The organism is Martinezella sp. CNPSo 3890 (genome assembly GCF_057784455.1).
Genome location: NZ_JBXSOR010000002.1, coordinates 384,852 through 410,909, shown reverse-complemented (window position 1 = coordinate 410,909; position 26,058 = coordinate 384,852). Strand labels below are relative to the sequence as shown.

Annotated in this window: 24 protein-coding genes and 1 pseudogene; 17 read left to right on the top strand and 8 right to left on the bottom strand. The window is 60.1% G+C overall.

The features are described from left to right. Position 1 precedes the first annotated feature (1 nt). On the top strand, positions 2-1,390 hold the full coding sequence (gene lpdA, locus AC13RC_RS08110; protein WP_113353242.1) for a dihydrolipoyl dehydrogenase: 1,389 nt from the start codon (positions 2-4) through the stop codon (positions 1,388-1,390). A gap of 21 nt (positions 1,391-1,411) precedes the next feature. Here lpdA and AC13RC_RS08105 read toward each other — a convergent pair whose 3' ends face one another. Then, positions 1,412-1,960 carry a VOC family protein gene (locus AC13RC_RS08105; protein ID WP_113331120.1) on the bottom strand — a complete coding sequence of 183 codons (549 nt, stop codon included), beginning with the start codon at positions 1,958-1,960 and terminating at the stop codon, positions 1,412-1,414. A 272-nt stretch (positions 1,961-2,232) separates the two neighbouring features. Here AC13RC_RS08105 and AC13RC_RS08100 point away from each other — a divergent pair, with 272 nt between their 5' ends. The 9 genes from AC13RC_RS08100 (at position 2,233) to ehuA (ending at position 11,081) form a co-directional block, all read left to right on the top strand. Further along, positions 2,233-3,432, top strand: a complete 1,200-nt coding sequence (locus AC13RC_RS08100; RefSeq protein ID WP_113353240.1) for a DUF3422 domain-containing protein — start codon at positions 2,233-2,235, stop codon at positions 3,430-3,432. A 274-nt stretch (positions 3,433-3,706) separates the two neighbouring features. Next, complete coding sequence (gene eutB / locus AC13RC_RS08095) at positions 3,707-4,693, top strand: hydroxyectoine utilization dehydratase EutB (RefSeq protein ID WP_488556875.1); 987 nt, start codon at positions 3,707-3,709, stop codon at positions 4,691-4,693. Beyond that, the gene (gene eutC / locus AC13RC_RS08090; protein ID WP_488556874.1) at positions 4,690-5,700 is read left to right on the top strand and encodes an ectoine utilization protein EutC; all 1,011 of its coding nucleotides are present in this window, start codon (positions 4,690-4,692) and stop codon (positions 5,698-5,700) included. The genes eutB and eutC overlap by 4 nt, the downstream gene beginning before the upstream one ends. A 2-nt stretch (positions 5,701-5,702) precedes the next feature. Further along, complete coding sequence (gene doeA / locus AC13RC_RS08085; protein WP_488556873.1) at positions 5,703-6,881, top strand: ectoine hydrolase DoeA; 1,179 nt, start codon at positions 5,703-5,705, stop codon at positions 6,879-6,881. 9 nt (positions 6,882-6,890) lie between these two features. Continuing rightward, complete coding sequence (gene doeB / locus AC13RC_RS08080; RefSeq protein WP_488556872.1) at positions 6,891-7,910, top strand: N(2)-acetyl-L-2,4-diaminobutanoate deacetylase DoeB; 1,020 nt, start codon at positions 6,891-6,893, stop codon at positions 7,908-7,910. Between the two features lie 104 nt (positions 7,911-8,014). Continuing rightward, the gene (gene ehuB, locus AC13RC_RS08075) at positions 8,015-8,872 is read left to right on the top strand and encodes an ectoine/hydroxyectoine ABC transporter substrate-binding protein EhuB (RefSeq protein ID WP_488556871.1); all 858 of its coding nucleotides are present in this window, start codon (positions 8,015-8,017) and stop codon (positions 8,870-8,872) included. A 93-nt stretch (positions 8,873-8,965) separates the two neighbouring features. After that, positions 8,966-9,631, top strand: coding sequence for an ectoine/hydroxyectoine ABC transporter permease subunit EhuC (gene ehuC, locus AC13RC_RS08070; protein WP_113388744.1), 666 nt, complete (start codon positions 8,966-8,968; stop codon positions 9,629-9,631). Next, on the top strand, positions 9,628-10,320 hold the full coding sequence (gene ehuD, locus AC13RC_RS08065) for an ectoine/hydroxyectoine ABC transporter permease subunit EhuD (protein WP_113353234.1): 693 nt from the start codon (positions 9,628-9,630) through the stop codon (positions 10,318-10,320). The genes ehuC and ehuD overlap by 4 nt, the downstream gene beginning before the upstream one ends. Next, positions 10,317-11,081: an ectoine/hydroxyectoine ABC transporter ATP-binding protein EhuA gene (gene ehuA, locus AC13RC_RS08060; RefSeq protein WP_488556870.1), complete on the top strand. Its 765-nt coding sequence runs from the start codon at positions 10,317-10,319 to the stop codon at positions 11,079-11,081. The genes ehuD and ehuA overlap by 4 nt, the downstream gene beginning before the upstream one ends. Before the next feature lie 21 nt (positions 11,082-11,102). Here the strand turns inward: ehuA and ehuR are convergent, their stop codons facing one another. The 6 genes from ehuR to AC13RC_RS08030 all read right to left on the bottom strand — a co-directional run bounded on the left by ehuR (position 11,103) and on the right by AC13RC_RS08030 (position 18,333). Beyond that, positions 11,103-12,533 (bottom strand): MocR-like ectoine utilization transcription factor EhuR, encoded by a 1,431-nt coding sequence (gene ehuR / locus AC13RC_RS08055; protein ID WP_488556869.1) that lies wholly within the window; start codon positions 12,531-12,533, stop codon positions 11,103-11,105. A 143-nt stretch (positions 12,534-12,676) separates the two neighbouring features. Further along, on the bottom strand, positions 12,677-14,056 hold the full coding sequence (locus AC13RC_RS08050) for an aminotransferase (RefSeq protein ID WP_488556868.1): 1,380 nt from the start codon (positions 14,054-14,056) through the stop codon (positions 12,677-12,679). Between the two features lie 30 nt (positions 14,057-14,086). After that, positions 14,087-15,583, bottom strand: a complete 1,497-nt coding sequence (locus AC13RC_RS08045; protein WP_488556867.1) for an NAD-dependent succinate-semialdehyde dehydrogenase — start codon at positions 15,581-15,583, stop codon at positions 14,087-14,089. A gap of 119 nt (positions 15,584-15,702) precedes the next feature. Next, positions 15,703-16,197, bottom strand: coding sequence for an Lrp/AsnC family transcriptional regulator (locus tag AC13RC_RS08040; protein ID WP_113353229.1), 495 nt, complete (start codon positions 16,195-16,197; stop codon positions 15,703-15,705). A 275-nt stretch (positions 16,198-16,472) separates the two neighbouring features. Further along, positions 16,473-16,904 carry a DUF3846 domain-containing protein gene (locus AC13RC_RS08035; protein WP_113353228.1) on the bottom strand — a complete coding sequence of 144 codons (432 nt, stop codon included), beginning with the start codon at positions 16,902-16,904 and terminating at the stop codon, positions 16,473-16,475. A 490-nt stretch (positions 16,905-17,394) separates the two neighbouring features. Then, complete coding sequence (locus AC13RC_RS08030; RefSeq protein ID WP_113353227.1) at positions 17,395-18,333, bottom strand: LysR family transcriptional regulator; 939 nt, start codon at positions 18,331-18,333, stop codon at positions 17,395-17,397. A 128-nt stretch (positions 18,334-18,461) separates the two neighbouring features. Here AC13RC_RS08030 and AC13RC_RS08025 point away from each other — a divergent pair, with 128 nt between their 5' ends. From AC13RC_RS08025 to AC13RC_RS08005, 5 genes are all read left to right on the top strand, one after another. Then, positions 18,462-19,175, top strand: coding sequence for a phosphoribosyltransferase family protein (locus AC13RC_RS08025; RefSeq protein WP_113353559.1), 714 nt, complete (start codon positions 18,462-18,464; stop codon positions 19,173-19,175). Between the two features lie 448 nt (positions 19,176-19,623). After that, positions 19,624-20,196 carry an aminotriazole resistance protein gene (locus tag AC13RC_RS08020; protein WP_488556866.1) on the top strand — a complete coding sequence of 191 codons (573 nt, stop codon included), beginning with the start codon at positions 19,624-19,626 and terminating at the stop codon, positions 20,194-20,196. Positions 20,197-20,215: 19 nt separating this feature from the next. Next, complete coding sequence (locus AC13RC_RS08015) at positions 20,216-21,739, top strand: ABC transporter ATP-binding protein (RefSeq protein WP_488556865.1); 1,524 nt, start codon at positions 20,216-20,218, stop codon at positions 21,737-21,739. Further along, positions 21,736-22,416: an energy-coupling factor transporter transmembrane component T family protein gene (locus AC13RC_RS08010; RefSeq protein ID WP_113388742.1), complete on the top strand. Its 681-nt coding sequence runs from the start codon at positions 21,736-21,738 to the stop codon at positions 22,414-22,416. Before AC13RC_RS08015 ends, AC13RC_RS08010 begins: the two co-directional genes overlap by 4 nt. Beyond that, on the top strand, positions 22,406-23,038 hold the full coding sequence (locus AC13RC_RS08005; RefSeq protein ID WP_113331104.1) for a phosphoribosyltransferase family protein: 633 nt from the start codon (positions 22,406-22,408) through the stop codon (positions 23,036-23,038). Before AC13RC_RS08010 ends, AC13RC_RS08005 begins: the two co-directional genes overlap by 11 nt. A 597-nt stretch (positions 23,039-23,635) precedes the next feature. On the opposite strand, the pseudogene AC13RC_RS08000 reads toward AC13RC_RS08005, so the two are convergent. Continuing rightward, positions 23,636-23,757, bottom strand: a pseudogene (locus AC13RC_RS08000) (ABC transporter ATP-binding protein); the annotation flags it as partial. Positions 23,758-24,120: 363 nt separating this feature from the next. Here AC13RC_RS08000 and AC13RC_RS07995 point away from each other — a divergent pair. Then, a complete protein-coding gene (locus AC13RC_RS07995; protein WP_113353222.1) occupies positions 24,121-25,095 on the top strand; it encodes a mannonate dehydratase in 975 nt (324 codons plus the stop codon). Between the two features lie 38 nt (positions 25,096-25,133). Then, on the top strand, positions 25,134-26,042 hold the full coding sequence (gene kdgD, locus AC13RC_RS07990) for a 5-dehydro-4-deoxyglucarate dehydratase (RefSeq protein ID WP_113388740.1): 909 nt from the start codon (positions 25,134-25,136) through the stop codon (positions 26,040-26,042). Positions 26,043-26,058: the final 16 nt, after the last annotated feature.

Genomic DNA, 26,058 nt, shown 5'->3' with positions numbered 1-26,058 from the left:
CATGAAAGAAATCGTCTGCAAGCTCCTCGTCATCGGTGCCGGACCCGGCGGCTATATCTGCGCCATCCGCGCCGGTCAGCTTGGCGTCGATACGGTGATCGTCGAATCCACAAAGGCTGGCGGCACCTGCCTGAATATCGGCTGCATCCCCTCCAAGGCCCTGATCCACGCGGCCGAGGAGTTCGAAAAGGTCAGCCACATGACCACACCCAACGCGCTCGGCATCACTGTCGAGGCGCCAAAGCTCGATCTCGCGCAGACCATACGCTGGAAAGATGGCATCGTCGGCCGGCTGAACAACGGCGTACTCGGTCTTTTGCGCAAGTCCAAGGTCAAGATCGTGCATGGCCAGGCGACGTTCCGCGACGGCAAGACCGTCGAGGTCGAGACCGAGACCGGAACTCAGGTCATCCGTGCCGAAGCAGTTGTCATCGCGACTGGCTCCGAACCGGTCGAGTTGCCGCTGCTGCCCTTTGGCGGAGCGGTCCTCTCGTCCACCGAGGCGCTGTCGCTGACAAGTGTGCCCAATAGTCTCGCTGTTGTCGGCGGCGGCTATATCGGCCTGGAACTCGGCACTGCCTTCGCCAAGCTGGGCGCGCAGGTCACGGTGGTCGAGGCGATGGCGCAAATCCTGCCGCAATATGACGCCGAGCTCGTCAAGCCGGTTGCCAAGCGCTTGGCTGAGCTCGGCGTGCGGGTTCTGACTGGAGCGAAGGCGAAAGCCTATTCGGGAGAGGCGCTGCTGATCGAGACCGCTGCGGGCGAAGAGGAGCGGATCGCCGCTGGCAAGGTTCTCGTCACAGTCGGGCGCAAGCCACGCACGGAAGGTTGGGGTCTCGAGGAACTCGATCTCGATCGCGCTGGCCGTTTCATTCGCATCGACGAGCGCTGCCGCACTTCCATGCGCGGTGTCTATGCCATCGGCGATGTCACGGGCGAGCCGATGCTTGCCCATCGCGCCATGGCGCAGGGGGAGATGGTTGCGGAGATCGTCGCCGGCCGCAAGCGTGTCTGGGATAAACGTGCCATTCCCGCCGTCTGCTTCACCGATCCCGAGATCGTCACGGCGGGGCTTTCACCTGATGAAGCGCGCGCCCAGGGCTATGAAATCCGCGTCGGTCTCTTTCCTTTCGCCGCCAACGGTCGTGCGATGACCACCCAGTCGGAAGACGGTTTTGTGCGGGCTGTAGCGCGCGCGGACACCAATCTGGTGCTTGGCCTGCAGGCGGTTGGTGCCGGCGTCTCCGAGCTGTCAAGCGCGTTCTCGCTGGCACTCGAGATGGGCGCGCGGCTGGAAGACATCGCCGGGACGATCCACGCCCACCCGACCCGCAGCGAAAGCCTGCAGGAAGCCGCGTTGAAGGCGCTTGGCCATGCCCTGCACATCTGAGCTGGTCTCAGCTGCCAATAGTCATTTTTCCGGAGATTTCGGCGACCAAAGGATGGTTTCGGCCGTCTTTTCGTAGGCCATGCCCTCCGGATAGCTGATGAGCTCCAATTGCAAGCCCCAGGGTGATTGGAAATAGAGGATGCTCTGTCCGGCATTCGGTCCCTCGCTGATGGGGAGCGGTCCGAGGCGGGTCGGGATGCCTTGTGTATCGAGGTAGGCCTTGGCCGCCTGAATGTCTTCGACATAAAGCCCGACATGGAAGGCGCCAATGTCGCTGTTCCTTTGTTCAAGGCGGCGCTGGTCCGGTGCCTCATATTCGAAGAGCTCCAGGCTGGAGCCGTAGCCGACGCGGATAAGCGCCGCGCGCCTGATGCGGGCGCGTGGATGAGTGCCCAGCGCCTGGCGCATGAAATCGCCGTCTTCGTCACCGATCGGGCCGAAGGTATAGGCATGCCTGCAACCAAGGATTCGGACGAAGAAGTCGAGTGCCTCGTCAAGATCAGGAACGGTAATGCCCGTATGGTCTTGACCCAGGAGGCCTGGCAATCCCAGGCTTGCGGCATTTGTCATGCAAGTCTCCCCTTCAACAGTTCCAGGACGAACCGTCGCCTGTGTGGTTCCGCGGCCCCGTCGCGCGGTCGCCGCCATTTTCTACCGAAAGCCTTGCTTCGCAAGTCATACGATCGATGCTGGTTGCGTCGAGCCTACCCTATGTCAGAATTCCGGCGAGCAGGGTTGGCTTCAAAACCTCGGGACACTCTGTCGCAGGCAGCGAAGCATTGCCGATCGCAGCAATGGCCGGCATACGATGAGAGTAGGGATGTGCTTAGGGGGCGAAAGCGGTGGCAGTCGATTTCAATTCGGAACTTCATGCGCGGCCATCGATCTATTTTTCGGGCCCGGCGCTGGTCGAGCATATCGCCCTGTCGGGCACATCACCCTCGATCTCCGATCTCAGCCACCGTGTCGTCGTTGCCGAGGACGCGATCGAGGGCCCTCGAACACAGGTCGAGTTTCATACCGAGTTCGTGACCGTCACCCGGGTGACACCTCTTGAGGCCGATCCCTCGACCTGGCCCGCGGGTTCCCTGTCGATCGATGAGGCGGCGCGGCTCGCTGGCTTGATCGACTGGGCGTTCATTTGCCGATTGGAAATTCTCATTTGCGGATCGGCGCCCAGCGAACTTGGCCCTCTCCTTTCGTCGCTTCAATTCGGCGATACGGCAGCGTCCACCATTGGCGGCGGAGCCGCGCTCGTTTGCTCGGATTTTCGCGTCGGAGACAATGGTACCAGCCGCACGATCCTTTTCAATCACGACCTCAACGCCTATCGGCTCGGCCGCATGGTGCGCCGGGTCTATGAAATCGAGACCTACCGCGTCATGGCGCTTTTGGGCTTTCCGGAGGCGCGGCGGCTTGGCCCGGTTCTTGGCGGCTACGATCGGAAGCTTGTCGAATTGACCAATCGCCACGTATCGACCTCCGCTGAAGACCATAAGCGACTGCTCGATGAGATTTCTCAGCTTTCCGCGGAGGTGATCTCCGCGGCGGCACAGACGCGCAATCGCTTCGGCGCAACGGCTGCCTACGCCAAGATCGTTGAGGAACGCATCGCCGAGCTGCGCGAGACCCATGTTCCAGGTTTTCAGCGTTTCGGGGTTTTCGTGGCGCGCCGCTTCAAACCGGCGGTCAGGAGCTGTGAGGCGACCGCATTGCGCCTGGAGCAATTGTCGCATGCGACCATGCATCTGATCGACCTGCTCCAGACCCGCATCCAGGTGGAGATCGAGGTCCAGAACGCCGTTCAGATTCAGGCCATGGCCGAGCGCGCCGAAACCCAGGTCAAAATTCAGCGGGCGGTCGAGGGTCTCTCGATCATCGCCATCAGCTACTACCTTCTGAGCCTGATCAAGGTCGCGATCGAGACGGCGGATCATGCCGGTCTTCATATCAATCCGATCTACATGCTGATCTCCATTCCCGTGGTGATCGGAGCGGTCGCCCTCGCGATCCTGAGGGTCAGGCACGCACTGAAATCCTGAAGTCTTTTTGAACGTAGCGCGCGGCAACTGCTGCCAGCACCAGCACGAATCCGAACTCCCACGCGCTTGGCGAGCCGCCAAGCGCGTGTCATGCCGACATGACCTCAATTGGCTGTCGGTCTTGGAAGAAGCACTTATAATTGTAATGAAACAATATACAGATTGACATGATCCATTGTCTCTTTCACGCTGATGTCATGAACATTCAGCCCGAGAAAGAGATGAAATTCGTGGTGACGCCGGTTGCATCATTGGCAAGGCATCGGTGCGCGCCATGACAATGATGGTGACGCTGGAGGATATAGAAGCGGCGCGGCGGCGCATTGCCCCAAAGGTGCTGCGCACGCCGTTGCGGCTCTCGCAAGCTCTGTCTCAGCGGACGGGTATTCCAGTTCATCTCAAGCTGGAAAACCATCAGCATACGGGCAGTTTCAAACTTCGCGGCGCCACGAACGCGCTTCTATGTTTGGATGAGAAGGAACGTTCGCGCGGGCTGGTGACGGCATCGACCGGCAATCACGGCAGGGCGGTTGCCCACGCCGCCAAGGCGATGGGCGCCCGTGCGACCATCTGCCTGTCCGCGCTTGTTCCGACCAACAAGGTCGAAGCTATCCGAAATCTTGGCGCGGACATCCGTATCGTCGGACACTCGCAGGATGATGCGATGTCGGAGGTCGAGCGCCTCGTCCGTGAAGAGGGCATGTATTTCGTTCCCCCGTTTGATGATGCCGATGTCATTGCAGGCCAAGGCACGCTCGGACTCGAGGTCGCCGATGACATGCCTGAGACCGCGCTTGTCCTTGTACCACTCTCGGGCGGAGGGCTGGCCTCGGGCGTTGCGGCCGCGATCAAGAGCCGTCTGCCGGCCGCCAAGGTGGTCGGCGTTTCGATGAAGCGCGGCGCGGCGATGGCGGCAAGCCTTGCGGCGGGTCGTCCAACGGATGTGCAGGAGGTAGAGACCCTGGCGGATTCACTGGGCGGCGGCATTGGGCTCGATAACCGGCTGACGTTCCGAATGTGCCGGACGCTTCTCGATGATGTCATCCTGCTCAGCGAGGAGGAGATCGCCGCCGGCATTCGCCATGCGGCCTTGATCGAGGGATTGACGGTCGAAGGGGCGGGCGCGGTCGGGATAGCGGCCCTGCTTGCCGGCAAGATCAAATCCGATGGTCCAACGGTTGTCGTCGTTTCCGGAGGCAATATCGATCCGGCGACCCATCGGGCTATCGTGAGCGGGCCCGACGAGGGAGTGGCGCCATGACACGCGTGCTGATCCTGACGGAAACAGACCTTCGCAAGGTCGTTCAGCTCGATAGCGATGCTGTCGATTGCGTCGAGCAGGCATTCGCGGCGCTGGCGACGAAGGCCGTGGAAATGCCACCGATCATGCGGCTCGACATCCCCGCCCATCGCGGCGAGGTCGACGTGAAGACGGCCTATGTTCCCGATCTCGCGAGTTTCGCGATCAAGGTCAGCCCCGGCTTCTTCGACAATCCATCACTTGGACTGCCAAGCACCAACGGGCTGATGATGCTCCTGTCGGCACGCACCGGCCTGGTCGAGGCGCTCCTGCTCGATAATGGCTATCTGACGGATGTGCGCACGGCCGCCGCAGGGGCCGTTGCCGCGCGACACCTGTCGCGCCCAGATAGCCGGATCGCAGCGATTTTTGGCGCCGGCATGCAAGCCCGTCTGCAATTGCGTGCACTTGCGCTCGTCCGACCAATCGAGGCTGCACGGATTTGGGCGCGCGATCTAGCAAAGGCCGACAAACTCGCGACCGACCTGACGGCCGAACTCGGCTTTCCCGTCGTGGCGGAAGCGGATGCCAAGCAAGCCTGCCGTGATGCCGATATTATCGTCACCACCACGCCGTCGGATAAGCCGATCCTCGATGCCGCCTGGCTGCGGCCGGGTCAGCACGTCACCGCCATGGGTTCCGACGCCGAACACAAGAACGAGATCGATCCGACCCTGATTTTGAAAGCCACGCCTTACGTCGCCGATAGCCTGAAACAGACGCGGCGGCTGGGCGAGCTTCATCATGCGATCGCAGCAGGACTTGTGAGCGAGAGCGCCGATTTCCCCGAACTCGGCACAATTATCGCCGGCAAGGCGGCGGGCCGCCGGTCGCCCGAGGCGATCACCCTTTGCGATCTGACCGGGACCGGTGTCCAGGATACCGCCATTGCCACGCTTGCCCATCGCCGCGCCGTCTCGGCCGGCGCGGGCCAAGCGATCGAAACGACGAAAGCATCAGGAGACTAAGCGTGAGCGAACCAACCCTCAATTTCACCCGCGCCGAATATGCCGAGCGGCTCGAAAAGACGCGCCGCGCGATGGAAAAAGCCGGTGTCGATCTCGTCATAGTCACGGATCCCTCCAACATGCACTGGCTCACCGGCTATGACGGCTGGTCCTTCTACGTGCATCAATGCGTGCTGGTGCCAGGCTCCGGCGAGCCGATCTGGTACGGGCGCGGCCAGGATGCCAATGGCGCCAAGCGCACCGCCTATCTGGCCCACGACAACATCATCGGCTATCCCGATCACTACGTGCAGTCCAATGAGCGACATCCGATGGATCTGCTCTCGAAGATCATCGAGGAACGCGGCTGGGCCAACGCCTCGATCGCGGTCGAGATGGACAATTACTGGTTCACAGCGGCAGCCTATGCCTCGCTCGTCAAGCATCTGCCGAACGCCCGTTTCAAGGACGCCCAAGGGCTTGTGAACTGGCAGCGTGCCGTCAAGAGCAAGACCGAGCTTGATTATATGCGCAAGGCCGGCCGCATCGTCGAAGCCATGCACCAGCGGATCGTCGAGAAAGTCGAGCCGGGCATTCGCAAATCCGATCTCGTCGCTGAAATCTATGATGCCGGCATTCGCGGCGTTGACGGCTTCGGCGGCGATTACGCTGCCATCGTTCCCTTGCTGCCGTCGGGCGCCGATGCCTCCGCCCCGCATCTGACCTGGGACGACAAGCCGATGAAGAGCGGCGAGGGCACCTTCTTCGAGATCGCCGGCTGCTATCGCCGCTATCATTGCCCGCTGTCGCGCACCGTCTTCCTGGGCAAGCCGACGCAGGCGTTTCTCGACGCGGAGAAGGCGACGCTCGAGGGCATGGAGGCCGGCCTTGCCGCCGCCAAGCCAGGCAACGTCTGCGAGGATATCGCCAACGCTTTCTTCGCGGTCCTGAAGAAATACGGGATCGTCAAGGACAACCGCACCGGCTATCCGATCGGCCTTTCCTATCCGCCGGATTGGGGCGAGCGGACCATGAGCCTGCGCCCCGGCGATCGCACCGAATTGCTACCGGGCATGACGTTCCATTTCATGACCGGTCTCTGGCTGGAAGACATGGGCATGGAAATCACCGAAAGCATCGTCATCACGGAAAGCGGCGTCGAGTGCCTGTCCAACGTCCCCCGACGACTTGTCGTGAAGTGATCGCCTGAGATGAACAGCATGAGCATATCCAAACGTCCATCGCCGATCACGCCGACCGTCGATTTCGATCGCGACGGCATCCAGCACGGGCATCTGCGCCTTCCCTGGTCGCGCGACGATTCCGCCTGGGGTTCGATCATGATCCCCATCTGCGTCATCAGGAACGGCGAGGGGCCGACGGCGCTTTTAACTGGCGCCAATCATGGCGATGAATATGAAGGGCCCGTTGCCCTCTTCGATCTCGCCCGGACGCTGAAGCCGGAGGAGATCAAGGGTAGGATCATCATCGTTCCGGCGATGAACTACCCTGCGTTCCGAGCGGGCACCCGTACCTCGCCGATCGACAAGGGCAATCTCAATCGAAGCTTCCCCGGTCGGCCCGACGGCAGCGTGACCGAGAAGATCGCGGACTACTTCACGCGCTACCTGCTGCCGTTGGCCGATATCGTGCTCGACTTTCATTCGGGCGGCCGTACGCTTGATTTCCTGCCGTACGCCGCAGCGCATGAGTTGCCGGACAAAGGGCAGGAAAAGGCCTGCTTCGCCAGCGTTGCCGCGTTCTCCGCGCCCTATTCCATGCGCATGATCGAGATCGATGCTGTCGGCATGTACGACACAACGGCCGAGGAAATGGGCAAGGTCTTTGTGACCACGGAGCTTTCGGGCGGTGGAACTATATCGGCGCGCACGGCTTCCATTGCCAAGCGCGGCGTATTGAATGTGCTGAAGCACGCCGGAATCCTTGCAGGCGCTCCGGAGATCGAAGCGACGCAATGGCTCGACATGCCGTCGTCGGACTGCTTCATCTTTTCCGATGGCGACGGCCTATTCGAACCGCTCAAGGACCTGGGTGAGAAGGTTTCGCGAGGAGAAATCATCGCCCGTATCCATCCGATTGGACGCACCGGATCGGAGCCCTCGGACTATCGGGCGGCACTGGATGGCGTTCTCGCCGCACGTCATTTTCCCGGTCTCATCAAGACCGGGGATTGTCTGGCCGTCGTCGCAACATTGACGGGAGGCCCCTGAATTGCCGCGCCGCGACTGCGCGGCGCGGGTCACCACCCCGTTGTTGGCAAAGATCCGGAAAACCGGACAGCCGATGACGAATTTCAACCACAGAGGAGTGAACCATGAGATCGAATTTTTACCGCAGCCTTACCGCCATGGGTCTGACCCTCGGCCTCGCTGTTTCAGCCCATGCCGCCAGCCTCGAGCAGATCAAGAAGGATGGCTACATCCGCGGCGCCAGCGCCAATGAGGTTCCCTATAGCTATATGGACGAGAGCGGTGCCGCCAAGGGCATTGGTCCCGATGTTGCCGCCGCCGTGCTGAAGTCGATGGGTGTCAAGGAAGTCGACTGGACCGTAACGCCATTCGGGTCGCTGATCCCCGGCCTGAAGGCCAAGCGCTTCGACTTCGTTGCCGCCGAGCAGAACATCCTGCCGGAGCGCTGCAAGCAGGTGCAATTCACCACGCCGAATTCGAGCTACGGCGAGGGGTTATTGGTGCCGAAGGGCAATCCGAAGAAGCTGCATTCCTATGAGGATATCAAGAAGGATCCGTCGCTCAAGGTCGCGATCGTATCGGGTGCCGATCAGCTCGATTTCTTCCATGGTCTCGGCATTCCGGAGTCCCAGATCGTCATGATCCAGGCGAATGCGGATGCGCTGTCCACGATCCAGACCGGCCGCGCCGACGCCTATGCGGCAACCGAGCTGACCGTCGCCAAGCTCGTTCAGGGCAGCACGAATGTCGAGCACGCAGAGCCGTTCACGGATCCGGTCATCAACGGGAAATCCGTCAGAAGCTATGGCGGCTTTGATTTCCGGCCCGAGGACAAGGATCTCTACAAGGCCTTCAATACCGCTCTCGAGGCTTTCAAGAAGACTGACGACTACAAGAAAATCCTGATGTCCTACGGTCTCAGCGCCGAAAGCGTCGAGGCCGCGCGCACGAAGAGCACCGAAGATCTGTGCGCGGGCAAATGAGCCTATCGATAATCGAGAGCGACCCGGCGGCCATCCGCGGACGATTGCCGGGTCGTTCGGCCCCTCCCATACTGGAACGGAGGTGACCCGGACATGAGCTGGACCCACTATCTGCCGGCATTGCTGAAGGGCGCGGAGGTGACGGCGCTCATCGCCGTCGCCTCGATGTTCCTGGGCGCGATTCTCGCCTTTGCGGCCGGCCTTGCGCGCTTTGCCGGAGGGCGGCTGCTCTCCGCAATCGCGATCGTCTATATCGAAATCTTTCGCGGTACGTCGCTTCTGGTGCAGCTTTTCTGGCTCTATTACGCGCTGCCGCTGATCGGGATTTCCTTCGATCCCATCACCACGGGCATCGCCGGCCTGGCGCTCAACATCGGCGCCTATGGCGCGGAGGTGGTGCGCGGGGCGTTGCAGGCCGTTCCCGACACACAGCATGAGGCGGCGCGCGCCTTGAATTTCGGGCACGGCCAGACACTCTTCCATATCGTCCTGCCGCAGGCCGTGGTCGAAATGATGCCGGCCTTCGGTAATCTCGCCGTCCAGAATCTGAAGGACACCGCATTGGTGTCGCTGATCTCGATCAGCGATCTCACCTTTGAGGCGCAGCAATTGCGCAACATCACGCTCGACAGCGTGACGATCTACTCGCTGACGCTCATCGGATATTTCATCATGGCGCTCATTCTGGTTGCCTTCATGCGCTGGCTGGAGACGATTCTTCGTCGTGGCGTCGCCTTCCCGGGGAGGGCGCCGGCATGATGTATGGCTTCACCTGGGATACGTCGACGACGCTGTCTTTCGCATTGTCGATCCTGCCGATCCTTGGCATCGGACTGATCGTCACGCTGGAGGCGGCGGCCGCCGGCTTTGCGATCGCGCTTGTTCTCGGCCTTGTCTTCGCCTTGCTGCGGCGCAGCCGCTTCGCGGTGATCTCCTGGCCTACGGCTTTCGTCATCGAGTTCCTGCGCGATACGCCGCTGCTCGTCCAACTCTTCTTCCTCTATTACGTCCTGCCGATCTACGGCATCGTCCTGCCGGCCTTCCTGACCGGTGCGTTGGCGCTCGGTCTGCAGTATTCGGCCTATACGTCGGAGGTCTATCGCGGCGGCCTTGATGCCGTGTCGCTCGGACAATGGGAAGCTGCGACGGCGCTCAATCTCAGCCGCGGCCGCACCTATTGGGATATCATAATCCCACAGGCCATTCCCCGCATCATTCCGGCCATGGGCAACTATCTCGTGTCCATGTTGAAGGAGACACCGGTCCTGTCCGTCGTCACGGTGGTTGATATGCTCAACCTCGCCAATCTTATCGGGGATCGGACGTTCGAGTATCTGGTGCCGCTCTCCCTTGTCGGCCTGATCTTTCTCATCCTCACGCTCGTCTGTTCGGCGGCCATTCATTGGCTCGAAAAGGCGTTGCCGAAAAACGGAATTGCTCTCAAATGACGCAACCACTGATCCGCTTTCAAGATGTGACCAAGCGCTACGGCCACCTGACCGTTCTCGACAATTTTTGCTTCGACGTCACGCCCGGCGAGAAGGTGACGTTGATCGGTCCTTCCGGTTCTGGAAAATCGACGGTCCTGCGCATCCTGATGACGCTCGAACCTTTCCAGGAAGGCACCCTGCATCTGGCCGGTATGTCCTATCATCAGGATAACGGCCGTGGTCGTTTCCTTGCCAGCGAGGCGCATCTGCGCCAGATCCGTACCCATGTCGGCATGGTGTTCCAGAGCTTCAACCTGTTTCCGCACATGACCGTGCTGCGCAACGTCGTCGAAGCGCCGACACGCGTGCTCGGGCTTGGCCGGGCGGAGGCCGAGTGCCGGGCGGTCGAGCTTTTGCGCATGGTCGGACTTTCGGAGAAGAAGGATCATTATCCAAGTCAGCTTTCCGGCGGTCAGCAGCAGCGCGTCGCGATCGCCCGCGCGCTCGCCATGCGTCCAAGGGTGTTGTTGTTCGACGAGCCGACATCGGCGCTCGATCCGCAGCTCGTCGGCGAGGTGCTCGGCGTCATCCGCGATCTCGCCCATGAACACGATCTGACCATGCTGCTCGTCACCCATGAGATGCGCTTTGCCCGCGAAGTCTCCGATCGCGTCTGCTTTTTCGACAAGGGCCGTATCTGCGAGCAAGGCAAGCCGGAAGATATCTTCAGCGCGCCGAAGGAAAACCGCACCAAGGAGTTTCTGCGCTCCATTCTTTGATGGGATTGAGCTGCGGCAAGGCTAAACGATCGATCCCACATCGAAGACGGGCGGCAGCTGTTCGAACGTGCCGCGAACGGTTTCGAGCGCCGAGCGGAGGGCGGAATGGGAGAGGCGGCCGCCGAGACAGATGCGGATGCCTCCGACTGGCCGCTCTCCACCGGCGACGAACGGATCGGATGGCGTGACCGCCACGCCTTTGCGGGCAAGCGCCCGCACGAGGCCTTCCTCGGTCCAACGTTCCGGAACAGAAAGCCAGGCACAAAGCGACAGCGAATGGCTGCCGGCGACGAATGGCGTCAGCACATCGGAGACGATCGCCTGCCGGGCCTCCGCCTCGCTTCGCTGGACGGCAAGCAGGGCTTGCGCCGTCCCATCCAACACCCAGCGCGACGCCATTTCGGCGACGACGTTAGTGGCGCTCCATCCGGTGACGCGCAGGATCGAAGCGGCGCGGATCGAATAATGCGCCGGCACGACGAGATAGCCGATGCGCAATCCAGTCATCACGGATTTCGTGAAGCTGGTCACGAAGAAGCCGAGCTCGGGTATGAGGTCCGCCATCGAGGGAAGGGGATCGCGCAGCATCGGCTTGTAAACCTCATCCTCGATGACGAAGACACCATGCCGGCGGGCGATATCCGCGATTGCACGCCGACGCTCGGCCCCCATGACATGGCTGGTGGGATTGCCAAGCGAGGAAACGATGACAAGCGCCGTTACGTCGCCGATGGCACAGGCCGCCTCGAAGGCCTCGGGCAGGATACCCTCGCGATCGGTCGGAAGACCACGCAGCGTAAAGCCGAGAACATTGGCAAGGCCGATGATGCCGTGATCGGTCAGGCTCTCGGTCAGGACCACTTCGTCGGGACGAACGACCGAAGCGACGGCAAGGAAAAGCCCGTGCGCCGCGCCATTCGTGATCAGGATCCGGTCTGGATCGGTCTTCACCGACAAGCCGGCGAGCCAGACCTGCGCCGCGGCGCGATGGGCATCGAGGCCGGCGATCGGCCGGCAGGGCCGCATGAAGCTGCTATTGTCGCTTTCGGCAAGCGCCTGCATCAGTTCACGGGCCGATCGCTCATGCGCCTCGGTATAGACAGCTCGGATGATGGAGAGATCGGCGCTGCCGCTCGGATCGCGATCGAGCATGAAGCTGTCGGCGCGTTCGGTGACGCGGCTGCGCACGAAGGTGCCGCGCCCCACCTCGCCGCGCAGGTAGCCGCGGCGCTCCGCCTCCTTGTAGCTCAAACTCACGGTTTGGACGGAAATTCCCAGTGCATGGGCAAGATCGCGATGCGTTGGCATCTGCGCGTGGACGGGCAGAATGCCGTCATCGATGTCGGAGATGATCTTGTCGGTGAGCAGCTTGTGCTTGGTCACGCCCTTGCGATGCTGAAGGACGGGCTTCCAGGCGCCATTGTCCTGGCTTTTTGAATCATGACGATACATGGATTGATCCGGTACAATTACAGGAGTCCATGTACACCATTCGGCACCGGATGGCGACGACCGAATGCAATGGCGCGGCCTTTTGTCAACAACAGGCCGCGCCATTGGCGTAGGATGTGCAGGGTCGCCTCGTCAGGAGCGGATCAGCGATTCGAAAATACGCTTTCGATGGCGCCGGCCGCCGCCTTGACGACGATATCGGCTTCCTCGCGCGTCAGGCATAGCGGCGGCGCAAAGCCGAGGATGTCTCCTTGCGGCATGGCGCGGCCGATGACACCGCGCTCGAGCAATGCCGACGCCACCTGCGGTCCGATCTTCTGCGCGGGATCGAAGAACTTGCGATCATCCTTGTCCTCGACGAATTCGATGGCCGCCATCAGCCCGTCGCCACGAACCTCGCCGACATGCCTGTGGCCGCCGACGGCCTTGGCGAGTTCGGAGCGGAAATAGGCGCCGGTAGAGCCTGCATTTTCGACGATGCCGAGTTCGTCGACCAGCTCGAGATTGGCGATACCAGCAGCCGCGCAGATCGGATGCGCCGAATAGGTCCAGCCATGACCGATGGCGCCCAGCTGGTCGGATCCCTGCACGAGAACCTGCCACATCTTGTCGGAGACGATGCTGCCCGAAAGCGGCGCATAGGCGGAAGTCAGGCCCTTGGCGATGGTGATCAGATCCGGCTTCATACCGTAATGATCGGAGCCGAACATCGTGCCGAGACGGCCGAAGCCGGTGACGACCTCGTCGGCGACGAGCAGCACGTCATATTTGTCGAGGACGGCCTGGATCTTCTGCCAGTAGGTCTTCGGTGGCGGAACGATGCCGCCGGTGCCGAGGATCGGCTCGCCGATAAAGGCCGCGACCGTCTCCGGACCTTCAGCGAGGATCATCTCCTCCAGTCTGTCCGCGCAATGCTGCGCGAATTGTTCCTCGTTCATCGCGCGGTCGGCGCGGCGGAAGAAATAGGGCGCCTCGGTGTGGAGGATCGGCGCACGTGGCAGGTCGAAGGCCTTGTGGAACAGTTCGAGACCGGTGAGGCTGCCCGTCATGACGCCTGAGCCATGATAGCCGCGCCAGCGCGAAATGATCTTCTTCTTTTCCGGTCGGCCGAGAATATTGTTGTAGTACCAGATGAGCTTGATGTTGGTCTCGTTGGCATCGGACCCGGAAAGCCCGAAATAGACGCGGCTCATGCCTTCCGGGGCGCGGTCGATGATCATCTTCGAAAGCGTGATGGAAGCTTCCGTGCCGTGGCCGACATAGGCGTGGTAATAGGCAAGGTTCCTTGCCTGCTCGGCGATTGCATTGGCGATTTTCTCCCTTCCATAGCCGACATTGACGCAATAAAGGCCGGCAAAGGCATCGAGGCTCTTCTTGCCAGTGGTATCCGTGATGTAGACGCCTTCGGCGCCGGCGATGACGCGCGTCGGAGTTTCGCCGCGCGCATGCATTCCCATGTGGGTCGAGGGATGGAAGAAATGGTCCCTGTCCCAGGCATTCAATTCGTTGCGCTTGTCCAACATATTCTCGTTCCTTCTTTTTTATTCGCGGCGTCAGGCTGTCGTGTCGACGCAGAGATATTTGAGCTCGGTGAAAGCCTCGATGCCGTGGCGGGAGCCTTCGCGGCCGAGACCGGATTGCTTCCAGCCGCCGAAGGGAATTGGGCCGCCCGTGATCTTCACGCGGTTGATGGCCACCATGCCGTATTCAAGCGATCGGCCAAGCCGCATCTGCCGCGCACCGTTGGCCGTGACAACGTAGGCGACGAGGCCATATTCCGTGTTGTTAGCCCGGGCCACCACCTCGTCCTCGCTGTCGAAGACGCTGACGGCTGCGACCGGTCCGAAGGTTTCTTCGTGCATGATCAACGCGTCCGGCGCAGGCTCGACGAGCAGGGTCGGCTGGAAGAAGAGGGAGCCGGCCGCATGGCGCTTGCCGCCGGTAACGAGCCTTGCGCCATGCTGCAAGGCGTCCCTGACCTGCTCCTCGACCTTGGCAACCGCACGTTCATGCATGAGCGGCCCGATGTCGGAGGTGCCATCCAATCCGTTCCCGACCTTAAGAGCTTCGATGCGCTTGGCGAAAGCCGTAACGAAAGCGTCCATGATCGGGCGCTGGACGAAGATACGGTTGGCGGCGAGGCAGTCCTGACCGGAGGTCGCGAATTTGGCACTGATAGCGATATCGACGGCGCGGTCGAGATCCGCATCGTCGAAGACGATCAAGGGCGCATGGCCGCCAAGCTCCATCACAAGACGCTTCATTGTCCTGGCACACTGGCCGGCGATCATCTTGCCGATGCCGGTCGAGCCGGTGAAGCTCAATGCCCTGACCCGGAGGTCGTCGCAGAAGGCGCCGACGATGGTTGCGGCATCACCGGTCACGACATTGAACACACCGGCCGGAAGCCCGGCACGTTCGCCGAGTTCGGCAAGGGCCAGCGCCGATAGCGGAGTTTCGGACGACGGATGAGCGACGACGGTGCAGCCGGCCGCAAGCGCTGCAGCGGCCTTACGCGTGATCATGGCGGAAGGAAAGTTCCAGGGGGTGACGATGCCGACGACGCCAAGCGCTTCCCGGCGCACGATCATTTCGGCATTTGGCAGATGGCTGGTCACGCTCTCAGCATTGATGCGCTTTGACTCCTCGGCATACCATTCGATGAAGCCTGCGGCGTAATCGATCTCGCCGCGGGATTCGGCGAGCGGCTTGCCTTGTTCCAGCGTCATGATGAGCGCCAGATCCTCGCGTGCCTCCAGCATGAGTTCATACCACTTGCGCAGAATCGCTGATCGCTGCTGCGGCAGAAGCGAACGCCAGGCGGCAAAGGCACGCGCGGCAGTATCGATGGCGCCGATGGTCTCCTGCCTGTCGAGACTGGCAACCCAGGCAAGCGTCGCGGACGATGCAGGGTCCGTGACCTCGAAGCTTTGATTGGCTTTGCCGGCGACCCAACGACCGGCAATATAGGAAAGATCTCGCAGCAGATGGCGGTCGTTCAGCCTTGAAAGGGCTTCATGATAGGTGGCGCGAGCGTGGAGCGCGGTCATGGTCGGGTCTCTCGTTCCAGATACCCGATGCTGCCATGGAACGCCGCGAGAGATTGTCCATTGCTGGCGGTTGGAAGAGAGAAAGGACCTAAAGTGAATGGTGTCTCTAGAGAATCTCTCTATTCGCCGCCAGGCGCATCCGGGGAAAGCAGGTCGGCGACGGGAAGCACCGTTTCTTCCTTCACGGTCTTGGTCACGATGTATGTGAAATAGCGTTCGATGCCGAGGTCGCGATTTAGGAGGTCGTCGATCAGACGCTGATAGGCATCGATATCTGCCGCCATGATCTTCAGGATGTAATCGACGCCACCGCCGACGGCCCAGCAGGCAACGATCTCCGGCGTCGCCGCGACCGTTCGTTCGAAGCGCTCGAAATCCGCCTGGCGATGATTGGCGAGCGTGACCTCGACCATGACGCTGGCGATCGGAGCAAGACGCCGCAGTGCCAGATGTGCATGGTAACCGGTGATAATTCCAGCCTTTTCCAGCTTTCGAAGGCGGAGCCAGCATGGTGTCGGCGACAATCCCACCTTATCGGCCAGCGCGAGCTTGGTGATGCGGCCATCGCGCTGAATGGCGTCCAGTATCCGCAGATCGATTGCATCAAGTTTCATGTGAAAGCTGCTTGTTGTCGTCACTTATCGTTTCCAGACCAATGGCACTCGAAACCAGAGCTGACAAGCTTGCTTCGTGGAATTGGGCTGATCGCGCGGCGTTGTCTGATCCTAAATGAGGCTCTTTATCTGCCGGATGGGCGCTGATTATGTTATGCGGCTATCGGGAAACAGGTTGACGAGCGATGCTCTTCACATCCCGTCAGCGGGGTATCGTGGAAAAAAATATAATAGATATTTCTAATTTGCGCTGCGATGCCAAATCTTCTCGCGCCTTATTCTATGATGTTCGGGATCGAGCGTTCAATGCGAACATCCAGACGGATGACGCGCGTGCTGAGAATTTGAGATTCGCGCACGGTTTCGAAAACGGGCAGGAAAACCGGACGAATGATCGTGAACCAGGAAGCGACCTCGTCGATGTTGGCACTGACGCTTGTGGTCTTGCCGCTTTCATCCTTGCCGACGATCAAAAGATTGCCGGCCAGCGGCGAGGGGTGATCTTTCAAATCCGCTATGCTGGAAAGTCCGTCGATAAGGCCGTTATTATCGGCATAGAGAAGATGGGAGTCCGCGATGCGGACGATATCGATCCCACTGGAGCCGACCAACTTGCGGATGTGCTCGATCCGGTTGCCGGCGGGAAGCATCACCGTCCGGATCGTTCCGTCGACCGTGCTTAAAAGATATGACTTGGCTTCTGGCATGGGAATTTCTTCCGTTTGCCGTTCGACGAAGTGCGGTTCTTGCGCACGAACGAGGCGAAGCTGCGGTCGTGCTCTCCTATGGGATTCATATGGGCTATAATCATTCGCCATTCCCATGCCACCTCGAGAATTAGCAGCAGAAGATATTGGCCCCATAGGCGCGAGCTTGTGCAACTTTTGCAAGCATCAAAATTCGTTCGGTGTGTTGCCTTTTCTTCAACGGCGACGTGTCCCCGACGCCTCTAATCCGAATATATTGAGCCACATTTGCTTTAGCGGCCCCCGAATACTTCCGCGATGCATGAATAACGTTACGCGCCAGCGCTCCGGCCTGCCGCTCACGAAAATGACATGAGCGTTGACATCTCAAGCTGGAGTAAAAAATGCGATGCCTGCCACCTTTGATTGATAATGGGTCGACGGAGGCGAGATAGCGCCGTGATGGATAGCGCCGCCGAGCAAGGATCATCCTGTCCAGACAAGGGAGCGACTATTCCAATGAATGCGCGGATGCCTTTCCGGCTCGAACTGCGATCTCATCGAGATATTCCTCGAAATATCTGCGGGCAATGATGGATGTCATCGAGAGGCTGCGTCTGGGGTCAACGATCAAGGAAAGGATCATTGGCGGCAAGCCGCTGTCGGCTAAGCGAGAATAGTGCAATCCGTCCTCATGCGGGAGGGGCATGCCGGAAGCGATCGCGGTCACCCCGAAACCGCAGCCCTCGCGGACCATGGACCGCATGAGCGACAAGCTGTTGGTCGTCAAGACAGGCTGAAAGCGGATGTCGATACGCGCCGCCGCAATATCAACGACATCACGTAGATGACTGCTGGTGTCGGGAACGATCGTCGGCTTCTTGAAGAATTCGCCGATGGAGATGCTGTCCTGCTGCTCTACGCCTGCGGGCAGCATGGCGATGAGATGAAAATCGGCGGAGCGCGTAACAATGACCCCCGGCAGGGGCAGGGGGCTGAAGGTCAGTCCGAAATCTGCGTCCCCGTCCCTGACCAGCTGTCGCACGCGATCGGAATCCTCCACTGCGATCGCATTGCGGATACGTGGGTGGTCCTTCGTGAATCGCGCTATCACTGCCGGCAGGAAATCGGGCACGGTTTCCTGGGAAGCCGCGATTTTCACCTCGCCGCGGCGTAGTCCCTTCAGTTCCTCGATCTCGGATTTGATGCGGGAAAGGTCCTTATTCCATTCCCTGTAGCCATTGACGAGCAGTTCGCCCGCCGATGTCAGCCGCATGCCGCGCGGCAGGCGCTCGAACAGGGCAACACCGAATTCCTCCTCTGCGCTGATGAGCTGCTTGTTGATCGCCGAAGCCGACACATTCAGTCTTTCCGCGGCTTTTCTGATCGAGCCATGGTTGGCTATCTCGTCGAGGTAATGCGCGAAGCGAGAAAACAGGAGTCGGCTCATTCGGAAGTATACCTCGTTGAAGAAAAGGAAACACACCGGACGAATTTTGTTGGTTGTAAAAATTGTGTGATCTAGTGTCTATTAAGACAATAATTTGAATGCAATCAATGTGCCAAGAAGGCCGCAGCATGTATCTGGAGACCCCGCAAACCCATCAGGTGCAGGTTGCAGGCGAGAATTTCAACTTGCCGATCGTCCAGCTGAGCGATCGGCGAGCAATCGCATTGCTGATGGTCATCGACATGGGTATCCGGTTCGGAGATCTCGTCGGCGAGGCCCTGGCCCGTCATTTTGCGCCGTTGCGGCCCGACATCGTCGTCGGCAGCGCGACCTTGGGCGTCCCGGTCGCCATCGAGGTCTCGCGGCGCCTTGGCATCGATCGATATGTAATCTTGCAGAAATCACCCAAATTTCACCTTGCCGACGCCTTGGTCGAGGATGTTCGTTCCATCACGACCGCAATGCCACAGCGTCTTCTGCTGGATCGCCGTTCGATAAGGCTGCTTCAGGGCAGACGCGTTCTGGTTGTCGACGATGTCATCGCCACCGGTTCCAGCATGGCGGCGGCGATCAGGCTCGTGCGTCGTGCCGGCGCAAACATAATTGGTGCGGGCGCCATTCTGACCGAAGGTCATTCCTGGCGGACGCTACTCGGAGAGGACGCCAAGCTGGTGACCAGTCTGGGCCACATTCCGCAGTTTGATGTTATCGAGGGAGTGGCGACGCCGGATGGCGCGACCGAAAAGGATGCTTGGACGGAAGATCGCGCTTCGGTCAGCAAGCCGATCGCGCGGATCCGGCGGAAACGTTCCATGGCTGAGAAAGACGTCGTGCGAATATAGGCAGGGTGCCGACTATCTTTGTCGCTCGCGTTGGTCGCGACGCGCGTGATTGGATTGGCCTGCCGATACTGCGTGTGCTAGATCAAGTTCCATATGCAATCATGGGTGGTTTTCGTGATTTGAATTTCCTATACGTCGTTTGAATGTTGGAGAGAACTTCCGTGCGCGGGCATTGCATTCCTACTGCAATTCCAAACCGCGCGTTACGCTGGCCTTTTCTCCATTGTCCCTGTGAGTTTTAGGGGGCTGAAGCAGTAGTTTATGGGGGATCCCGAGGGTCTGTAGGGTGTGGTGTCCCGGTCTCCGTTCGTGATTGGATGAAGTCCGGGATCTGAGTAATCGGATGCGTCAATAAGAGAGCGCGAAACTGCGCCTGAATGATCGCGGAGGACCATCCAATGGGTTTTCCGAGAATTTCTGGAAATTGCTTTTTAAAGGGACCAAGATCATGCAACCAGCGACCGTTTCACAAACCGACGGCAATACACTCTTTCCTATCGTACTCTCGATCGTGTCGGCTGCCGCGACTGGCGTGCTTTGGGCTTATGCCAATCCAATCCAGCTCGTGCCTGGCGTCATTCAATGGCGCATTTTCGCCTTTCTGCCATCGGTGATCGGCATTCTGCTCGGCTGGCGCAGCGGCTTCATTTGCGGCTATCTCGGCACCATCGTCTGGTCGCTGCTGGCCGGCACCTTCATACCTGCGCATTCGCTTCTTGTTGACGGCATCATGGTCGGCCTGACCGGCCTCGTGCCAGGGCTGCTTTTCGATCCTGCCAAGACGACCTTCGATCGCAGTGGGCTGATCAAGATTGCCGTGGTCTGCCTTATCGTCGGGCTCGTTATGGTGGCAGCGGTGTCTGCGAGCCTTGCCTATCTCGGCATTTTCCCGTTCTGGTGGGGTTTTGGCTATCTCGGCTTGTCCGACATCGTCCCGATGGTTGTCGGCACGCCGCTTCTGATCATCCCGGCCATGAAAATCCTGAAGAGTGCGCATCCATCCGGTTTCAAGCGCTTCTGAACCCGATCTGGATCAACAAGTGCTCAATATCGCTAATCTGACGATCGGTTTCGGCGGCGCTGCGCCGGTGCTTGCCGAAACCAATCTCATGCTTGACGAGGGGCAGCGGCTTCTCGTCTGTGGTGAAGCGGGCAGCGGCAAGTCGACATTGCTCGGCGTTGCCGCCGGCCTCATTCCGCGCCTTATTCCAGTTGCCGAATTCTCCGGGCAGGTGGAGCTTGCTGGCCGCCCGCTGCTTTCCTTCACAAAGAAGGAACTGTTCGGCACGATTGGCTTCGTGTCGCAAAATAGCGAAGACCAGCTTTGGGATATCTGCGTCGAGGACGTCATCGCCTTTCCCCTGGAAAACAAGGGCATCGAGCGCAACGAGATTCGGGACCGGCTGACCGAACTGATGGCCGAATTCGAGCTACAGGCCCTGAGCGGCCGTCGGGTTCTCACCCTTTCCGGGGGTGAGCGGCGAATGGTCACCATCGCCGCGGCGATCGTCTCGAGCCCATCGATTCTGGTGCTGGACGAACCGACGACCGGGCTTGATCCCGCCGCGCGCGTGCGGCTGTCCAATATCCTGCTGAAAGTGCTGGACAGCACCCCGACACTGCTGATCTCTGAGCAGGACCCTTTGACACTCCGCTCCGTAATAGACAGCATTGCCCTGATGCGTCGCGGCGGCGTCTCTCCGAGCATGCCGCCGGAGACGGTGCTTAAGCACGACGCCGCCTGGATCGACGCGGGCATTTTGCCACCGATGCGCGCCCGGCCGGCGCGGCAGACCGCTGAGCCGGGTCGCCCGCTGTTGACCGTTTCGGGTCTGACGAGCCAGCTTTCCCGATCGCGCGGCAACCCGGTATTGAAGGACGTCAGTTTCGATATCCGGGCTGGGGACGTGCTGGCGCTCATCGGCCGCAATGGTGCCGGCAAGACGACGCTGTTCAAATCGATCCTCGGGCTGGTGAAAACCACCTCGGGTTCCATTCTTCTCGACGGGACAAAGGCCGACGACTGGTCTGTTGCGGCGAGGGCGCGCAAGATCGCCTACATTCCCCAGAACATGCGCCATATCCTGTTCAACATAACCGTAATCGGCGAGGTGATCTTTGCCATTACGGCGTCGAGCGCATCGTCGAGCGACCCGGCCGTCGTTGCGCGCGCCAAGGCAGCGCTGGAGCGATACGCACTCTCCGACCTGGCGGAAGCCAATCCGTTTGCTCTTTCGGCCCGCCAGCAAGCATTGCTGGGGCTTGCTTGCGCCGATGCGACCGGCGCGCTTGTTGCCATCATCGACGAGCCGCTTTTGAGCAGAGACATCAAAGGCCGGCAAATGCTGGAACGTTTCATCTCGTCGATGCAGTCTTCGGGGCGGGCGGTCATGCTGATCTCGCACGATCTGGAATTGGTCGACGATCTGGCTACCCGCCTGATGATCCTCGACAATGGCAGGATCGCGTTCATGGGGGCGCCCGAAGACGGCTGGGAAAGCGGCACCTTCGGTTCTCTCGGATGGCAAGCACCCTACGATATGACAGCGTGGAGCATGGCATGACGCGGCTTCATGAGCTCAATTTCTTCATCAAGCTGGGAATCGCCTTCATCATCATGATGGCCGCCTGGTTTGCCCCGGGCTGGCGGTTCGGAGTACCCCTTGCGCTTATCTGCCTGGCCCTTCTATGGAGCTTGAGGGTTCCCGGGCTCCGCGGCTACCTCAAGGGCGCCGCGCTGCTGACCGGCATGGTCATGGTGAGCTGGATGATAAATCTCTGGCTGCAGGGTCTTTCGACGCCGGAAGCCTTGTCGGTCGCGGCGGCGATGGCCGCCAGGCTGGTGACCACGACTGCCGCCTTCTATTTCGTCATGGAGACAAGCTCGCCGGGCGAAATATTGGCGGCGGCAAGCGCTGCGAGGCTGCCGTCCATCGCCACGCTCGTCCTATCACTGACCTTCGGCGTCATTCCGATGCTGCGCGATGATTTCGAGCGCATTGCGGACGCCCAGCGTTCTCGCGGCATGGAGATCGACAATGTCAGCCTGCCGACAAAATTGCGTTTTGCGCTGGCACGCGGCATTCCGCTGCTCGTCCAGGCGATCCGCATGGCGCACGCCATCTCGTTTTCCCTCACCCTTTACGGGTATGATCTGAAACACAAGCGAACAACCTGGCGAGAAGTCGGCCTGATGGTCGAGCAGCGCCTCAGTATGAAGGATAAGGCCCATGACCCCTGAGACCGCGGACCCTAGAACCGGGCAGAACTGGAAGGTCGATGTTGCTGGCTATGCCGTCGAGTTGCCGATCGTGGCTATCAAACCGGATTTTGCCATTTCCCTCATGATGGTCATCGATCTCGGCGTGAAATTCGGTGAGCACGTCGGCATCAAGCTTGCCGCCAAGTTCGCGTCGCTCAAGCCCGACATCGTGGTCGGTACGGCGACACTCGGCATTCCCGTCGCCATTGAAGTGACGCGGGCGCTCGGCCTCGACAACTATGTGGTCCTGCAGAAGTCGCCGAAGATCCATTTGGCAAATGCGCTGGAACAACGCATCTCCTCGATCACTTCCAAGGGCGAGCAGCGCCTGCTGCTGGACCGCGCCGCGATCCCCCTTCTCAAGGGCAAGCGCGTGCTTGTCGTCGACGACGTGGTCGCCTCGGGGTCAAGCCTCAAGGGTTCGCTGGAATTGGTGCGCAAGGCGGGAGCCGAAGTTGTCGGCATTGGCGTTATCCTGACCGAGGCCCGAGACTGGCAGGAGACGCTGGGATCCGATTGCGACCTCATTCAGGGCCTCGCTCATATTCCTCAATTCTCCAGGACCGGCAATTCTGCCTGGGAGCCAATTCCCGGCACCTGAGGCCACGGCTGCAATAAACGTATTTCGTCGCCGCCGCTGTTTCGACACATGTTCGATGCGCTGCGTCTGGGCGTGCCATCTGAACGCCCAGACTTCGGTCATATGGTCCTCAGACGTTCCGAAGTTCCGGCAACGGCGCCTATTGCTTCCGGATCCTGCAGATGACGGTACCGTCACCCGTTCGCGCCTTCTTGTTGGGATCGATGCATGTCAAGGCATGGGGATCACAATCCTCGCGGAACTCATACACGCCATTGGGACCCATAGCTTCCAGATTTGGGGTTTGCGACGGGCAATCCACGGCCTCTGTGCCGCGTTGCTCGCATGCGGAAAGCGTGAGACCGATCAAGAGGAGAGCAAGAAACTTGTGCATCATCCGTCTTCGATTACAGGATCATATGATGAATGCAAACCCACCATCATCATGGACCATATCGAAACGAGGCGAATGGCCCTACATCAACCTGTCCTTCGGACTTCCGCATTCCGTTGTAGAAAAATCATGGCCACGAAAATCGTAATCACGATCACGATAGGAATCGGATGACGATCTGCCTTCGCGTGAAGATGGAGCGATCGGCTATCGGTCACGCCCACTTAAAGGGAACTCGCCTCGAAGAGTTCGCGCGTATAGGCGTGGTGCCGGCCTTCAAATCCGCCTTAGTCAGTTCATCGACGAAGGTCCCGTCCTTCATGATCAGCACGCGATCGCATATATGGCTCCCCCCGGGAGTGCGATGTAATACGTATGATGTTGCCTTTATGTCATATTATGATTTATCGAAAATCGGCATGGCTTGCAAGGCCAGGCGGATGACCTGATGCGAATGAGCGGAGGTCAAAAGTGGCGACATGAGACCCGGGTTGCCTGAAGCTGGCGTAACGGGCAATCGATCGGTTGCCATATGGCTTGGCGGTAAAAGGTACCAGATGGGGTGGCATTTGATAAGGCCGGAGATGGGGCGGCTCGATATCAGCGATTGCGCGTGTCGCCTCCTCACGGAGCGGCAATAGCTCTCGACACCTCTAAGAATTCATATTATGTCATATGATATGGATCAATCTCACGGGAGAGACGCTCGGTGTATGTAGGAACACAGGTCGAGGCGCGCGACGACGACGATTATCGCGTTTTCGCGCAATTGGGGCTGAAGCATATATGTGCGGACCCGCCGGGAAAGCCGGAGAGCTGGACGCTATCCGACCTTGAGCGCCTTCGCGACAAGGTCGAGAGTTTCGGGCTGATTCTGGATATGATCCAGCTTCCCTTGCCGTCTCAACCGATCGAAAAGGCATCCTATCCTGATATTCTACTTGCCGGACCGGATCGCGATCGCCAGATCGATGCGGTCTGCAAGCTCATCGAAGATGTGGCGGCGGCCGGCATCCCCGCGGCAAAATACAATCTCAATCTCATCGGCATACCGCGCACGCCGGAAGAGCCTGGACGCGGCGGTTCGATGAATGCGAGCTTCCGCTGGGACAAGGCGGACCACCACGCCGCCCCCGGCCTTGCCGGCGTCCTGTCGGAAGACGAGAACTGGGAGCGCATCGATTATTTCCTGGAGCGGGTTGTGCCCGTGGCGGAGAGCAATCGCGTCCGCCTCGCTTGCCACCCGCATGATCCCTACACACCGCCGGGTTATCGCGGCGTCACGCGTGTGCTCGGCTCCGTGGAAGGCTTGAAGAAGTTCGTGCTGATGCGTGAAAGCCCCTATCACGGGCTGAATTTCTGCCAGGGATCGGTCGGCGAGATGCTCGACAATCCGCGCGAGGAGATCGACGACATCATCCGCTGGTTCGGCACGCGCGGCAAGCTTTTCAACGTCCATTTCCGCAACATTCGCGGTGGCAAGCTCTCCTTCATGGAGACCTTCCCGGATGAGGGCGACATGGACATGGTCCGCTCCGCGAAGGTCTATAAGGAGGTCGGCTACCAATACATGCTGATGCCCGATCATGTTCCGACCATCAGCGGCCGGGACCCGACCGGAGTCGCCTTCGCCTTCTGCTACGGCTACATCGCCGCCCTCGTCCAGTCACTCGAAGGCGCCTGAGACCCATCGCCCCTACCAATCGATAACAGGATTCCGATATGAACCCGATTGAACTGAAAAAGGCGGTTGGCAGCGGTCTGCTGTCCTTTCCCGTCACTCATTTCGACAGCGACCTCAAATTCGACGAGGCGAAGTACCGCCGCCATGTCGAGTGGCTGGCAGGCTATGATGCCGCCGCTCTTTTCGCCGCCGGCGGAACCGGCGAGTTCTTCTCCCTCAATCCCGCCGAAATCCCGCAGGTCGTTCGCGCCGCAAAGGCATCCGCGGGCAATACGCCGATCATCTCAGGGACGGGCTATGGCACGTCGCTTGCCATCGAGATCGCCAAGGCAGCCGAGAAGGCGGGGGCGGACGGTTTGCTGCTCCTGCCGCCTTATCTCATGTTCGCCGAACAGGCCGGCCTGATCGCTCATGTCAAGGCTGTATGCCAATCCGTCGGAATAGGCGTCATCGTTTACAACCGTGACAATGCGGTGCTCAGCGCCGACAGCATCGCACGGCTTACCGACGAGTGCCCCAATCTCATCGGCTACAAGGACGGGGTCGGTGAGGTCGACAAGGTGATCGAGATCACCACGACCCTCAAGGACCGTCTCGTCTATGTCGGCGGCATGCCGACCCATGAAGTCTATGCCCAAGCCTATTTCGCCGCAGGCGTCACGACCTATTCCTCCGCCGTCTTCAATTTCATTCCCGCGCTTGCCCAGCGTTTCTACAGCGCGTTGCGGGGCGGAGATCAGGCAACGGTCGATGAAATCCTCACGGGCTTCTTCTTCCCGTTCGTCGCCCTGCGCAATCGAAAGAAGGGCTATGCGGTCTCGATCATCAAGGCCGGCTTGCATGTTCTCGGCAAGGATCCAGGTCCTGTGCGCCCACCGCTGACCGATCTGACGCCGGAGGAACTGGCAGCGCTCGCAAAGATCATCGAGGCGGCCAAGGCCGCGTGAGGCTCAGCCAGGCACA